Consider the following 14,432-nt stretch of genomic DNA (forward strand, 5'->3'; position numbering starts at 1 on the left):
CCGCCCGCCACGGTGCCGCCGCGGGCGCGGCGCACGCCGTACGGCGATACGAGTGGTGGGGCGGCGATCCTCGCACGTGGTTCCCGAGGTTGCGCAAGCCCCCTGTTACCGCTAGGTAGGCATGTTCGTTTTGTACGTCACGCGGTGTCCGGTATCGGAAGCGGCCGTTTCTCGATCGCCGCCGCCATCACCTCCGGGAACAGATCGGGTGTGCAGGCGAACGCCGGTGCCCCGAGCGCGGCGAGCGCGGCCGCGTGCTCACGGTCGTACGCGGGCGCTCCCTCGTCGGAGAGCGCGAGCAGCGTCACGAACTGCGCTCCGGACGCCTTCATCGCGGCGACCCGCTTGAGCATCTCGTTCCGTATGCCTCCCTCGTACAGGTCGCTGATCAGCACGACCACCGTCTGAGCGGGCCGAGTGATCCGCGACTGGCAGTACGCCAGCGCCCGGTTGATGTCCGTGCCGCCGCCGAGCTGGGTGCCGAAGAGCACGTCGACCGGGTCGTCGAGCTGGTCGGTGAGGTCGACGACCGCCGTGTCGAAGACGACCAGCCGGGTGCTGATGGACCGCATGGACGCCAGCACCGCCCCGAACACGGAGGCGTACACCACGGACGCCGCCATCGACCCGGACTGGTCGACGCAGAGGATGACCTCCTTCTTCACGGACTGCGACGCCCGGCCGTAGCCGATCAGCCGCTCGGGCACGACCGTCCGGTACTCCGGCAGGTAGTTCTTGAGGTTGGCCGCGATGGTGCGGTTCCAGTCGATGTCGTGGTGGCGCGGCCGGCTGACGCGTGCGCTGCGGTCGAGGGCGCCGGTGAGTGTGGCCCGGGTGCGGGTGGCCAGCCGCTTCTCCAGGTCCTCGACGACCTTGCGCACGACGGCCCGTGCCGTCTCCTTCGTCGTCTCCGGCATCGCCTTGTTGAGCGAGAGCAGAGTGCCGACGAGGTGGACGTCCGCCTCCACCGCTTCCAGCATCTCCGGCTCCAGCAGCAGCGTGGCCAGCCCGAGCCGGTCGATGGCGTCCCGCTGCATGACCTGCACGACGGACGAGGGGAAGTAGGTCCGTATGTCCCCGAGCCAGCGCGCCACCGAGGGCGCCGAGGCCCCCAGCCCGGCCGAACGGTCCCGTCCCGTCCGCGGCTTGTCCCCCTTGCCGTAGAGCGCGGCGAGCGCCCCGTCCATCGCCGCGTCCCGGCCCGACAGCGCGCATCCGGTGCCGTCGGCCGCATCGCCGCCGAGCACCAGCCGCCAGCGCCGCAGCCGCTCCTGCGCCGAATCCGTCACGTCGTACCTCTCGCCCACGCTCATCCCGCCACCCCCGCGAGCTCGTCGCCGTCCCTCTCCCCGAGACCGGGACCTGGGGCGGGGCCTGGTCCGGGGCCGGCCGGCCCCAGCAACAGCCGCACCACCGGCAGTACGGCGTCCGCCCGCTCCCGGTCGAGGTCCGCGGCGAAGCCCGGCACACCGGCCCCCCTCCCCCCGGCCCCGCCGCCCTGCCCCGGACCACGCCGGACCAGCTCGCCGAGTGTCCTGCGCACCCCTGGCTCGTACGCCGAGAAGGTGCGCCGCAGCAGCGGCAGTACGTCGGTGAACGCCTCCCCCGGCACGCCGGTCAGCCAGGCGTCGACCAGGTCCAGCAGCCGCTCGTCGTGCACGAGCAGCATTCCGCCCCCGCCGCCGACGAAGCCCTCGATCCACGCGGCCGCGCCGGCCGGCGGCGTGCCCGGCGAGAGCGCGAGCCCCATGAGCTTCGCCGCCTGCTCCTGCTCGACCTCCCCGTCGTCGAGCAGGAGCCGCACGGCGCGCCCCCGCAGCACCCCGGGCATCGTGTCCCGCCCGGACAGGACCCGGAGCACGCCGTGCCAGCGGGCGCGCAGGCCGTCGTGGACGGCCACGGGGGTGTCGCCGAGCAGGGCGACGGCCCCGTGCACCGCGTCCACGTGGCGCCGCATCTCCTCGGCCGCGTCCGCGTCCAGTGCGGCGCAGGCCGGGGGCAGGCCGACGAAGATCCGCTCGGCCAGGCCCGCGGCCACCCCGGCCAGGGCCCCGGTGTCCGTGCCGCGCACGTCGCCGTAGCGCAGGGAGCGCACCAGGGCCGGCAGCGCCCGGGCGAGGTGTCCGACGTCCGCGTCGAGCGCCGCCCGGTCGGCGAGCACCCGCATCACCACGGGCAGCGCGTCGGGGAGTTCGGCGAGCAGGCAGCGCTCGGCGAGCGCGGTGACCTCGGCGAGAGCCCGCGCGGCGACGGCGTCGGCCTCCGCCTTGGCGGTCGCGGCGGCGAGCACGGTCGTCCCCCACACCCCGGCCTCGGCGACCCGCACCGACAACTCCGGCTCCCAGCACAGCCGCCAGGTCTCCCGGAACGTGCCCGTGCTGCCCCGCGAGACGGCCGGCTCCCCCCAGTCGATGCCCAGCAGCCGCAGTCGGTGCAGCAGCCTGCTGCGCCCGGCGTCGGTCTCCTTGCGCAGGTCGAGCTCCAGCTCCCGCGCCGGCGCCTCCGGTTTGAGCCGCAACCGCCGCTGGACGCGGGCGAGGTCCCGCTGCAACGGCACCGCGGGCGCCGCCTGCGGCACCTCCCCCAGTACGTCCCCGACCACCAGCCGGTCGTGCACCGGCGCCAGCGGCACGTCGGAGCCGTCGCACATCACCGCGCGCACCGCGTCCGTCGTCTCGCTCAGGCCCGGCAGCGGGCGGCCGCGCATCGCGGCGAGCGTCTCCGCCAGCCGCACCGCCTCGATGACGTGCGCGGAGGACACGATCCGGTCCTCCTCCCGCAGCAGCCCCGCCACCCGGGTCAGCCACCGCTCCACGGGCCGGTCCGGCGCGCCGAACAGGTGGGCGTACCAGCCCGGCGACTCGATGCCCGCGCCGTAGCCGCTCGCCCGGGAGAGCCGGCGGTGCGTCCACGGCACCCACGTCATGTCCGTCTTGACCTTGGGCAGCCCCTTCACCAGGGCCCGGTCCGCGGTCACGGCTGCCTTCCGCCGCAGCGCCGGCACGTGCCAGGCCCCGCACACCACGGCGACGGCGTCCCCGAACCCGCGCCGTGCGGAGCGCACCTGGAGCCGCATGTACGCCTCGCGCACGAGATCCCGGTCGTGGCCCCCGCCGCTGCCGTACGCCTCCCGCAGCACGCCCATGGCCTCCTCCAGGGCCAGGAACGGGGCGAACACGTCCCCCTCCCCGGCGCCCCGGTGCTCGACGACGTCCTCCCACCAGCGCTCGGGATCGTCGTACCCGGCGGCCCCCGCGAGCGCGGCGAGCGGGTCGACGCGTACATCGGTCTCGGGCGGGCGGACCCCGGACGGGCGCCGCGCGGTCCCCTCCTCCGCGGAGCCGTCTTCGTCCGGCTGCTCCCTGCCCCACGCGAGCGTGTGCGTGGCCGGCAGGTCGATGAAGCGGGCCGGGACCCCGTGTTCCAGGGCCCAGCGGATGGCAACCCACTCGGGCGAGAACTCGGCCAGCGGCCAGAACGCCGAGTGGCCGGGCTCGTCCACGGCGTGGGCGAGGAGTGCGACGGGCGGTCGCATGTCCTCGTCGGCGGCGAGCGGGATCAGCGCGTCGGCCTCCGGCGGGCCCTCGATCAGCACCGCACGTGGCCGTGCCGCCTCCAGTGCGGCCCGCACCGCGCGTGCGGACCCGGGCCCGTGGTGCCGGACTCCGAGCAGCAGCGGGCCCGCGCCGGGCCACCGGCTCCCGGCCGCCTCAACCCCTGTCACACCGTCCCCCTCGTCGCCCTCGCCCGCCCGTCCAGCTGGGCTCGTCGTCGGCGCGCGCCCACGCCGTACCGGCCGGCAGCCGTCCCATGCCGTTCGGCCATCCGGTGCCGATCACGCGCTCACCTCCCGGCAGGCCCGGTAGAAGTCCTTCCAGCCGTCGCGCTCGCGGACCACGGTCTCGAGGTACTCCTGCCAGATGACACGGTCGGCCGCCGGGTCGCGGACGACGGCGCCGAGGATGCCGGCGGCCACGTCACCGGCGCGCAGCACGCCGTCACCGAAGTGGGCGGCCAGTGCCAGCCCACCGGTGACCACCGAGATCGCCTCGGCCGTGGACAGGGTGCCGCTCGGCGACTTCAGCTTCGTACGGCCGTCGGTGGTGATCCCGTCGCGCAGCTCGCGGAAGACGGTCACGACACGGCGGATCTCGTCGATGCCGTCCGGCACGGCCGGCAGGTCCAGCGAGCGGCCGATCTGGTCGACGCGGCGCGAGACGATGTCGACCTCGGCCTCGGGGCTCTCCGGCAACGGCAGCACCACCGTGTTGAAGCGGCGGCGCAGGGCGCTGGACAGGTCGTTGACCCCGCGGTCGCGGTCGTTGGCGGTGGCGATCAGGTTGAAGCCGCGGACCGCCTGCACCTCCTCGCCCAGCTCCGGTATCGGCAGGGTCTTCTCCGACAGGATGGTGATCAGCGTGTCCTGCACGTCGGCCGGGATGCGGGTCAGCTCCTCGACACGGGCGGTCATGCCCTGCGCCATGGCCCGCATGACCGGGCTGGGCACGAGGGCGTCGCGGCTGGGGCCGTGCGCCAGCAGCCGCGCGTAGTTCCAGCCGTACCGGATCGCCTCCTCCGGTGTGCCGGCCGTGCCCTGCACCAGCAGAGTGGAGTCGCCGCTGACCGCGGCGGCCAGGTGCTCGGACACCCAGGTCTTCGCCGTGCCGGGCACGCCGAGCAGGAGCAGGGCGCGGTCGGTGGCGAGGGTGGTGACCGCGACCTCGACGATGCGGCGCGGGCCGACGTACTTCGGCGTGATCACCGTGCCGTCCGGCAGCGTGCCGCCGAGCAGGTAGGTCGCGACGGCCCACGGCGACAGCTTCCAGCGGGGCGGGCGCGCATGGTCGTCGTGCGCGGCGAGCGCGGCCAGTTCGGCGGCGAAGGCGTTCTCGGCGTGCGGGCGCAGCGCCTCCGCTTCTTTCGCGTTCGCGGGCGCGGAGTGGCTTCGGCTCGGTTCGACGGACGTCGGTTCCACGGACACAGGCATGGCTGAGGCCCCCTCCAGCTCGGCCGGTTCGGATCTGGCACCCACCGTGCACCACGGCACTGACAACGCATTCTGACCTGGACAAACACGCTCGCGAGGTCGATTGTCAGTGGCAGGATCTACCTTCGATGGCATGACTCAGCAGGGGGTGCGCTGGACCGCGGACCAGGTGCTGGCACTGGCGCCTGACGACGCGTCACGCAAAGCGGGAAGCAAACTCGGAGCGGCCGGGCCGTGGTCCGAGGCGGGACGTTCCGACGAGGGGACGGTGTGGGGACTGTGCAAGGGCAGCGGCGGCAGGCCGTATCGGACGGTCGTCGACATCGCGGACGCGGCCGGGCCGGCGTACAAGTGCAGTTGCCCGAGCCGCAAGTTCCCGTGCAAGCACGCGCTCGGCCTGCTGCTGCTGTGGGCGAGCGATGACGGTGCGACCGGTGCGGTACCGCCCGGGCGGGCACCGGACTGGGCCGAGCAGTGGGCGGCGGGCAGAAGGAAGCGGACGGCGGAGAAACGGGTGGCCGGGACGGCCGGGTCCGCCGCCGCCTCCGCTGATCCTCGGGCGGCGCGGCGCAGGGCGGAGCGGCGGGCCGAGCGAATCACCACGGGGACGACGGAGCTGGAGCAGCGCCTGGCCGATCTGCTGCGCAGCGGTCTGGCCACGGCCGAACAGGCGGGGTACGGGCTGTGGGAGGAGACGGCGGCCCGCATGGTCGACGCGCAGGCGCCCGGGCTGGCCGCGCGGGTGCGGGAGCTGGCGGCCATACCGTCGTCGGGGCCGGGCTGGCCGGTGCGGCTGCTGGAGGAGTGCGCGCTGCTGCATCTCCTGGACCAGGGCTGGCTGGGCCGGGAGCGGCTGCCCGAGGGTCTGGCGGCGACGGTGCGTTCCCGTGTCGGCCTGCCGGCCTCCGCGGACGGGCCGACGGTACGGGACCGCTGGCTCGTCCTCGCCCAGTACGACACCGCGGACGCGAAGCTGATCACCCGCAGGATCTGGCTGTACGGCGCCGGCTCCGGCCGTACGGCTCTGCTGCTCTCCTACGGCGCCGCCGGCCGCGCGCCGGAGCTCGCGCTGCCGGTGGGCCTGGCCCTGGACGCGGAGGTGTCCGCGTATCCGGGCGTGGGACAGCTCCGTGCGGCCCTGGGCGAGCGGTTCGCTCCCCCGGCACCCACGCGGATACGCCCGCCCGGGGGGACGACGGCGCAGGCGGCCGCCCGCTACGGCGAGGCGCTGCGGAACGACCCGTGGCTGGAGTCGGTTCCGGTGACGCTCGGGGAGGTCGTACCGGTCCCGGACGGCGAGTCCTGGCAGCTGGCCGACGCCGGCTGCGATTCCGCGCTGCCCCTCGCCCCCGCGGCGCGTACGCGTCCGGGCCTGTGGCGGCTGGTCGCCCTGTCGGGCGGCGCGCCCGTCACCGTATTCGGCGAGTGCGGCCACCGGGGCTTCATCCCTCTGACCGCCTGGCCGCGGAACGAAGGAGAAATGGTGACGCTGTGCTGATCACCTGTACACCATCTGCGACATTCACCCTGGCGGCGAACTCGAAGTGTCCGGCAAAGGGGTGACGTCCCGGCGAACAGCGGGGCCCCGCCGACGCAGCGGGAACCCTCACCCGAAAGGCGCAGAAGAGCGAGAGAATAACCCATCAACCCATCCTTTCTCTCCTGAACCAGGCATTTGTTCCACCCCATGGGAAACCCGGGGGGGCAGTGCCCCTTCGACCGCTTCCAGGCACCCGGCTACCGAAAGGAAGCTCATGATCAGGACCTCCGCTCCGGTGGAAGCGCCCGCCACGGGCGCCTGGGAGGAGTTGGTCACCACCGCCCTGCTCGGCACGGATCGGCGTACGCCCCCGGGCGGCGCGCGCGGCCGGACGGCGCCCGTGGCGCTGCTGGACGCTGCGGCTGCGCAGACCGTGTGGCGACGGGCGGGACTGCGCCCCGCGCCGGCGGCCGAGCGCCCGGAGCCGGCTCCCGCGGACCCACGTCCGCCGCTGCCCGCCGCGGCGGCCCGCAGGCTCACCATGCTGCTGGCCGACCGGCCCGGCACGGCGGGCGGCGGCCGCAGGGGCACGGCACCCGATCTCATGGAACTGCTCCCCCAGTGGCTCGCGGCGGCCAACGCGCGCGGGTACGCCGCTCCCCCGGAGGCGCTTCCGGCCCTGCTGGACGCGGCCCGGGGCCGTACGGACCTGCGTCCGGCCGCACTGACCTTCGGCGGCCCGCGCGCGCTGTGGCTCGCCCGGCTCAACCCGGACTGGCGGTTCGCCCTGCGGGCCGCCCCGGGCGGTGGCGCCGCGCTGCCCGGCCCGGAGGACGCGGACCGTGTCCGGAGGCTGTGGGAGGAGGGCCTGTTCGCGGAGCGGGTCTCGCTGCTGGCGGCGACACGCGCGCGCAGGCCCGCGGACGCGCGCGAACTGCTCGCCACCACCTGGGCCACCGAGCGGGCCGAGGACCGGCTGATGTTCCTCGACTCGCTGCGGACGGGCCTGGGCCCGGACGACGAGCCGCTCCTGGAGCAGGCCCTGTCCGACCGCAGCCGCAACGTACGGGCCACGGCCGCCGAGTTGCTCTCGGCGCTGCCCGGATCGGCGCTCGCCTCGCGTATGGCGGCCCGGGCCGGGGCCTGCGTGGCCGTGGACCACACGCGCGGGACGCCGACGGTCGTCGTCGAGGCGCCGCACGAGTGCGACGCGGGCATGGAACGCGACGGTGTCGTCCCCAAGGCGCCGACGGGACGCGGCGAACGGTCGTGGTGGCTGGGTCAGCTGGTCGAGGCGGCACCGCTCGGGACGTGGCACGCGCGGCTGGGCGGGCGCACGGCGCAGGAGATCGTGGCGCTACCGGTCGCGGACGACTGGCAGGGCGAACTGCACGCCGCCTGGTGCCGGGCGGCGGTACGGCAGCGGGACGCCCCGTGGGCGCGGGCGCTCCTCGGGGCGCCCGCGGCGCCCGAGGCCGGCGGGCCGGGCGCGGTGTCCCTGGCCGAGCGCGCCAAGCTGCTCGGCACGCTGGGCGCCGCCGAACGGGCCGACTGGGTGGCCGGGTTCATCGCGGCACACGGGTTGTCCGAGGCCTTTCAGCTGCTCGGAGTGTGCGCGGTTCCGTGGGCGGCCCCGCTCGGACGGGCGGTGGTCGACGCGCTCAACATCGCGCGGGACGCAGGGAGTTACCCATGGAGTTTCAGTGGAGTGATGGGGTTGGCCGAGCGGTGCCTGGATCCCGCGGAGGCGAGTCGGCTGGACGGTCTGCTGGCGGTTCCGGACGAGGCGGAGGACGCGTCGCCCGGGGCCGGGGGGTACTGGGCGGAGGCGTTCCAGCGGCTGGTGACAACGTTGCGGTTGCGCTCCGCCATGGCCGAGGAATTGAGTCCGGCCCAGGTCGGCCGAGTGGCACCGCGGGCTGCCGGGGCCGTCCCCGGGGGCTGCGCCCCCAGGGACCCCTTCGGCCTGACGTGACCGTCTTTGTCCAACCGCCGGAGGTACTACGCTTCCGCCGGCTCCCGGACGTTCGCGCGGACCCAGTCCACGATCGACTGGGTGGTCGCGCCCGGGGTGAAGATCTCCGCGACGCCCTTCTCCTTGAGCAGGGGGATGTCCGCCTCGGGGATGATCCCGCCGCCGAAGACCACGATGTCCTCCGCGTCGCGCTCCCGGAGCAGGTCGATCACGGCGGCGAAGAGCGTGTTGTGTGCCCCGGAGAGGATGGACAGCCCGATCGCGTCGGCGTCCTCCTGGATCGCCGTGTCGACGATCTGCTCCGGGGTCTGGTGGAGTCCGGTGTAGATGACCTCCATACCGGCGTCGCGCAGGGCGCGCGCGATCACCTTGGCGCCCCGATCGTGGCCGTCGAGCCCCGGCTTGGCCACCACCACGCGGATCGGACCGGCTGCCACACCCATCACTGCCTCCATGAAGCGACTACATCCATCCGTACCGACAAGTACCGCACAAGCGGGACGGACACCCCGCACCACACCGTCCGGGGAAGTGAACGAACGTTATCGCCAGCATCCCGCAACCGGCAGTTTCACGGTGCGGAGCGAGGGGGAAATCACACGGTGAGGCACTCCCCCGGACTCTGCGAGCAGGGGGGACCCGCGCAGCGGGAACAAGCGCAACGGGAGCCGCAACGAGGTCGTCGCACCATCACGCCGCGGGCCACGCGACACGGTGGTGCGGCGGATCGGCGAGGGCACGAAGGGCACCCGGGGCGGGCACGGCACGGCAGCGCGCAGTCTGCCCCGCCGACCGCCCCCGCCGCGACTGCCCACGAGGGCACACGGGGGACAGGGCCGTCCTCCCACGTGCCGACAGGAGGTCGGCCATGAAGGTCACCAGGGTCGCAGACCCCATTCTTCCGCTCTGCCAGCGCCTGCTTCCGTGCAGGCTCGCGGGACTCTCGCTGGCCCTCCTGAAGGCGACCGCCCTGGAGCTCGCGATCCTCGCGGGACACCTGCTCCTCTATCCCTCGGGCATCGTCCAGGAGCGCCGCTGCCAGGCCGGCCGGCTGCCCGCGCCGCACGGCGCCACCCAACTGCCGACGGAGGCCAAGCCCCCGGTCGTGCTGCTGCACGGGTTCATCGACAACCGCTCGGTGTTCGTCCTGCTGCGTCGCAACCTCGCCCAGCACGGCCGCCAGCGGGTGGAGTCCCTCAACTACTCGCCGCTGACCTGCGACATCCGCACCGCGGCCGCACTGCTCGGCCGGCACATAGAGGAGATCTGCGAGCGCACCGACAGCAGGCAGGTCGACGTCGTCGGGCACAGCCTCGGCGGACTGATCGCCCGCTACTACGTGCAGCGGCTCGGTGGCGACCTGCGGGTCCGCACTCTCGTCACCCTCGGCACCCCGCATTCCGGCACCCGGGTCGCGCCGCTGGCCAACGCCCACCCGATCGTGCGCCAGATGCGCCCCGGTTCGGAGCTGATCGAGGAGCTGTCCCGTCCGGCGCCGGGCTGCCGTACGCAGTTCGTGAGCTTCTGGAGCGATCTCGACCACCTGATGGACCCGCTGGAGTCGGCCTGCATCGACCACCCGGATCTGCGGGCGGAGAACGTCCAGGTGAGCGGGATCGGGCATCTCGCCCTGCCAGTGCATCCCGCCGTCGCGACCGGGATACGGCAGGCGCTCGACACGGCGCGGCCCGGCGACCCGTCCGTCGCGCGCGCCGGCGGTCTGACAGTGGCGTGACGGCGTAACACGAGTCGAACAAATCTCGAACAAAAAGCCAAAGTCCTGTCGACGGACCGGCGAAACACGGCTGAATGCCCGTTTCCCGCGTTCGGGAAACCTGCCGAAGATTGTCGCGTCCGCATACCGCCGGGTACAGTCGCCGCACTGCTCTGCCAGCCCCTGTTGTCGAGGCGAAAGAGAAGTTGGTGAACGACCGTCACCCGTCGGGGAGCGTGGCCGCCCCGGCTCCGGCTTCCGATGCCGCCTCGACGCCCTACGCGTCGTACGACGCACAGGAAGCCGCATACGGCGACTTCACCACCTACGGCGACTACGGCGCCACCAATTTTCAGACCGGCACATACGGCACGGGGAACTTCCCGGCCGACCCCCTCTTCGGCGACCTCCCGGCCAACGGCACCCACACCACGGGCTCTTACGACACCGCCCACTGGTCCACGGGCAGCCATCAGACGCCGAACCACGACCCGTACGCGGCCCAGCACCACACCGCCTACGACACCGGCGCGTACGACACGACCGCCTGGACGACGGGCTACCAGCAACCGGCCGCCGTACCCCATCAGTCCGGGCCCGTCGACACCGGCGGCCAGTGGGACGCGAGCGCCTGGCTGCAGACGGACCAGTCGGCCGCCGACGGCACCCAGCAGTGGGACTGGGGCACGCAGACCTTCGACACCGGCGCGTACGACGCCACGCAGTGGAACAGCGACGGCACCACCACGGCCGCCGAGGACTCCGACGAGCCCGGGCCGCACGGACAGCACGGCGAAACTCCCTCGGTGGAAGGGGAGTTGGCCGCCACCGGCGAGATGCCCGTGGTCCCGTCGCTGCTCGACGACGAGGAAGAGGTCATCCCGGATCCTGACCCGGCTCCGGCCTCGCGAGCGGCCTCCCGTTCCCGGCGCCGTCCCCCGGCCAAGCGCTCCGCGCTGCTCACCGTGGCCGTGCCCTCGGTCTGTGTGATGGGCGTCGCGGGGATCGCCGCGGCCTCCGTGGGCGGACTGACCGACGACGGCAAGGACACCTCGGCGGCCGCGGCCGACGCGCCCACGGTGAAGGCCTCCACCGCCAACGCGAAGCTGGACACCCAATTGCGGAGCGTGTCCGCGGGCGCGAACGACTTCGCCGGCCGGGCCAGCCGCTACCAGGAGCGCATCGACCTCAAGGCGCAGCAGGCCGCCGAGCTGAGGAAGGCGGCGGAGGAGGCGGCCCGCAAGGAGCGGCTGCGCCCCAAGTTCGCCCTTCCCGTCATGCCGAGGGGACTCAGCGCCTACTTCGGCCAGGCCGGCGTGAACTGGATGTCCGTGCACACCGGCATCGACTTCCCCGTCTCGTACGGGACGACGGTGATGGCCGCCACCGACGGCACGGTCCGCACGGAGTGGAACAGCGCGTACGGCAACATGATGATCGTGACCGCGATGGACGGCACGGAGACGTGGTACTGCCACCTCTCCAGCTACCGGGTCCCCTCCGGTACGACGGTCAAGGCCGGAGACCCGATCGCCTACTCCGGGAACTCCGGCAACTCCACCGGTCCGCACCTGCACTTCGAGGTCAGGCCCGCCGGGGGGTCGCCCATCGACCCGCTGTCATGGCTGCGCAGCCACGGCCTCAACCCGACGTAGGTTTTCCCCCCGCTACAGCTTCTCCACCGGCGCGTACCGCAGCAGCAGCCGCTTGGGCTTGGCGTCGCCGAAGTCGATCGTCGCCTCTGCGTTGCCGCCGGTGCCCTTGACCGCGACCACCGTGCCCAGGCCGAACTGGTCGTGCGTGACCCGGTCGCCGACGGCGAGGGACACCACCGGCTTCTCCGAGGCACGGCGGGTGGCGAACCCCGAGGCGCCGGACGCCGAGGAGCGGGACCGGGACGACGACAGCGAGGCCGCCACCCCGGACGCGGGACCGGAGGACAGGGGCGCCGAGCCGCCCGTCCGCTTCCAGTCCACGTGCACCGGCGGGATCTCCTCCAGGAAGCGGGAGGGCGGGTTGTACGACGGCTGCCCCCACGCGCTGCGCATCGCCGAGCGCGTCAGGTACAGCCGCTCCCGCGCGCGTGTGATGCCGACGTAGGCCAGGCGCCGCTCCTCCTCCAGCTCCTTGGTCTGGCCGAGGGCGCGCATGTGCGGGAAGACACCGTCCTCCATGCCGGTGAGGAAGACCACCGGGAACTCCAGGCCCTTCGCGGTGTGCAGGGTCATCAGCGTGATGACCCCGCCGCCCTCCTCCTCGTCCGGGATCTGGTCGGAGTCGGCGACCAGCGCGACCTGCTCCAGGAAGTCGGACAGCGCGACCGACTCGCCCTCCCCGCGCTCCTGCTCGAACTCCAAGGCCACGGCGGCGAGTTCCTGGAGGTTCTCGATGCGGGTCTCGTCCTGCGGGTCGGTGGAGGCCTGCAACTCGGCCAGGTAGCCGGTGCGTTCGAGCACGGCCTCCAGGACCGTGGCCGGTCCGGCGCCGGACTCCGCGATCGTCCGCAGGTCCTCCATCAGCGTGTTGAACCGCTTGACGGCGTTCGTGGAACGCGCCGCCATGCCGTACGCCTCGTCGACGCGGCGCAGCGCCTGCGGGAAGCTGATCCTCTCGCGCTGGGCGAGGGCGTCGATCATCGCCTCGGCGCGCTCGCCGATGCCCCGCTTGGGCACGTTGAGGATGCGCCGCAGCGGAACGGAGTCCTCGGGGTTGGCCAGCACGCGCAGGTAGGCCAGGACGTCCCGGACCTCCTTGCGCTCGTAGAAGCGGACGCCGCCGACGACCTTGTAGGGCAGGCCGACGCGGATGAAGACCTCTTCGAAGACACGGGACTGGGCGTTGGTGCGGTAGAAGACGGCGACGTCACCGGCCTTGGCCTCGCCCGCGTCGGTGAGACGGTCTATCTCGTCGGCGACGAACTGCGCCTCGTCGTGCTCGGTGTCGGCGACGTACCCGGTGATGCGGGCGCCCGCGCCGGCGTTGGTCCACAGATTCTTCGGGCGGCGGGACTCGTTGCGCTCGATGACCGCGTTGGCGGCGGACAGGATCGTCTGCGTGGAGCGGTAGTTCTGCTCCAGCAGGATCGTCGTCGCGTCCGGGTAGTCCTCCTCGAACTGGAGGATGTTGCGGATGGTGGCGCCGCGGAAGGCGTAGATCGACTGGTCGGCGTCACCGACCACGCACAGCTCGGCGGGCTGGAGGTCGTCCTCGCCGGCGCCGACGAGTTCCCGTACGAGGGCGTACTGGGCGTGGTTGGTGTCCTGGTACTCGTCGACCAGGACGTGCCGGAAGCGGCGGCGGTAGTGCTCGGCGACGTCCGGGAAGGCGCGGAGCAGGTTGACCGTCGTCATGATCAGGTCGTCGAAGTCCAGGGCGTTGGCCTCGCGCAGCCGCGACTGGTAGAGGGCGTAGGCCTGGGCGAGGGTCTTCTCGAAGCCGTCGGCGGCCTGGGCGGCGAAGTCCTCCTCGTCGATCAGCTCGTTCTTCAGGTTGCTGATCTTGGCGCTGAAGGACTTGGGCGGATAGCGCTTGGGGTCGAGGTCCAGGTCGCGGCAGACCAGGGCCATCAGACGCTTGGAGTCGGCGGCGTCGTAGATCGAGAAGGAGGACGTGAAGCCGAGCTTCTTGGACTCCCTGCGCAGGATGCGCACGCACGCGCTGTGGAAGGTCATCACCCACATCGCGTTCGCGCGCGGGCCGACGAGCTGCTCGACGCGCTCCTTCATCTCGCCGGCGGCCTTGTTGGTGAAGGTGATCGCCAGGACCTGGCCGGGGTGGACGCCCCGCTCGGCCAGCAGGTGGGCGATGCGGTGCGTGAGCACACGGGTCTTGCCGGAGCCGGCGCCGGCCACGATGAGCAGCGGTGAGCCGGCGTGGACGACGGCGGCGCGCTGGTTGTCGTTCAGCCCCTCCAGAAGCGCGGCCGGGTCCACGACCGGGCGATGGGCGCCGTCGCGGTAGTAGGCCTCCCGCTCGTAGGCGTCCGGGTCCGGGGGCACGTCGAACTTCCCGCCGAACAGATCGTCCGGAACCGGCTCCGGAGCGTGATCGTCCTCGGGCGGTGGCGGAGGCTCTTCCTCGTGGCCGCGCGGGGCCTGGAGGTCCGCCAGGAAGCTGTCGTCAAAGAGGCTGCTCATCGCTCTACGAGTCTAGGGCGCCCCACCGACAACCCGTGGCCGCCCCGGCAAGATGACCGGTTCCACCGGGTCGCGCCCTACCCCGGACCCCGCCATCAGCGAGGTCACGAAAATATATCGGAACCGTATCGGACATACCG

Annotated in this window: 9 protein-coding genes; 4 read left to right on the top strand and 5 right to left on the bottom strand. The window is 73.0% G+C overall.

The window, feature by feature from the left end:
* Positions 1-137: 137 nt before the first annotated feature.
* The 3 genes from ACX25U_RS13935 to ACX25U_RS13945 form a co-directional block, all read right to left on the bottom strand.
* Positions 138-1,313 (bottom strand): VWA domain-containing protein, encoded by a 1,176-nt coding sequence (locus ACX25U_RS13935; RefSeq protein WP_454392039.1) that lies wholly within the window; start codon positions 1,311-1,313, stop codon positions 138-140.
* Positions 1,310-3,724, bottom strand: coding sequence for a DUF5682 family protein (locus ACX25U_RS13940; protein ID WP_454392040.1), 2,415 nt, complete (start codon positions 3,722-3,724; stop codon positions 1,310-1,312). Before ACX25U_RS13940 ends, ACX25U_RS13935 begins: the two co-directional genes overlap by 4 nt.
* 111 nt (positions 3,725-3,835) lie before the next feature.
* The gene (locus ACX25U_RS13945) at positions 3,836-4,987 is read right to left on the bottom strand and encodes an ATP-binding protein (protein WP_454392042.1); all 1,152 of its coding nucleotides are present in this window, start codon (positions 4,985-4,987) and stop codon (positions 3,836-3,838) included.
* Positions 4,988-5,120: 133 nt separating this feature from the next.
* Here ACX25U_RS13945 and ACX25U_RS13950 point away from each other — a divergent pair, with 133 nt between their 5' ends.
* Together ACX25U_RS13950 and ACX25U_RS13955 are read left to right on the top strand one after the other, a co-directional pair.
* Positions 5,121-6,485, top strand: a complete 1,365-nt coding sequence (locus ACX25U_RS13950; RefSeq protein WP_454392044.1) for an SWIM zinc finger family protein — start codon at positions 5,121-5,123, stop codon at positions 6,483-6,485.
* A 256-nt stretch (positions 6,486-6,741) separates the two neighbouring features.
* Complete coding sequence (locus ACX25U_RS13955) at positions 6,742-8,442, top strand: DUF5691 domain-containing protein (protein ID WP_454392045.1); 1,701 nt, start codon at positions 6,742-6,744, stop codon at positions 8,440-8,442.
* A gap of 26 nt (positions 8,443-8,468) precedes the next feature.
* Here the strand turns inward: ACX25U_RS13955 and ACX25U_RS13960 are convergent, their stop codons facing one another.
* A complete protein-coding gene (locus ACX25U_RS13960) occupies positions 8,469-8,885 on the bottom strand; it encodes a cobalamin B12-binding domain-containing protein (protein ID WP_073945805.1) in 417 nt (138 codons plus the stop codon).
* Positions 8,886-9,310: 425 nt separating this feature from the next.
* Here ACX25U_RS13960 and ACX25U_RS13965 point away from each other — a divergent pair, with 425 nt between their 5' ends.
* Positions 9,311-10,177 carry an esterase/lipase family protein gene (locus tag ACX25U_RS13965; RefSeq protein WP_454392047.1) on the top strand — a complete coding sequence of 289 codons (867 nt, stop codon included), beginning with the start codon at positions 9,311-9,313 and terminating at the stop codon, positions 10,175-10,177.
* A gap of 74 nt (positions 10,178-10,251) precedes the next feature.
* Complete coding sequence (locus ACX25U_RS13970; RefSeq protein ID WP_454392049.1) at positions 10,252-11,811, top strand: M23 family metallopeptidase; 1,560 nt, start codon at positions 10,252-10,254, stop codon at positions 11,809-11,811.
* A gap of 12 nt (positions 11,812-11,823) precedes the next feature.
* On the opposite strand, the gene pcrA is transcribed toward ACX25U_RS13970, so the two are convergent.
* The gene (pcrA, locus tag ACX25U_RS13975; protein WP_454392051.1) at positions 11,824-14,292 is read right to left on the bottom strand and encodes a DNA helicase PcrA; all 2,469 of its coding nucleotides are present in this window, start codon (positions 14,290-14,292) and stop codon (positions 11,824-11,826) included.
* Positions 14,293-14,432 lie beyond the last annotated feature (140 nt).

It is taken from the genome of Streptomyces sp. JNUCC 63, from assembly GCF_054366325.1.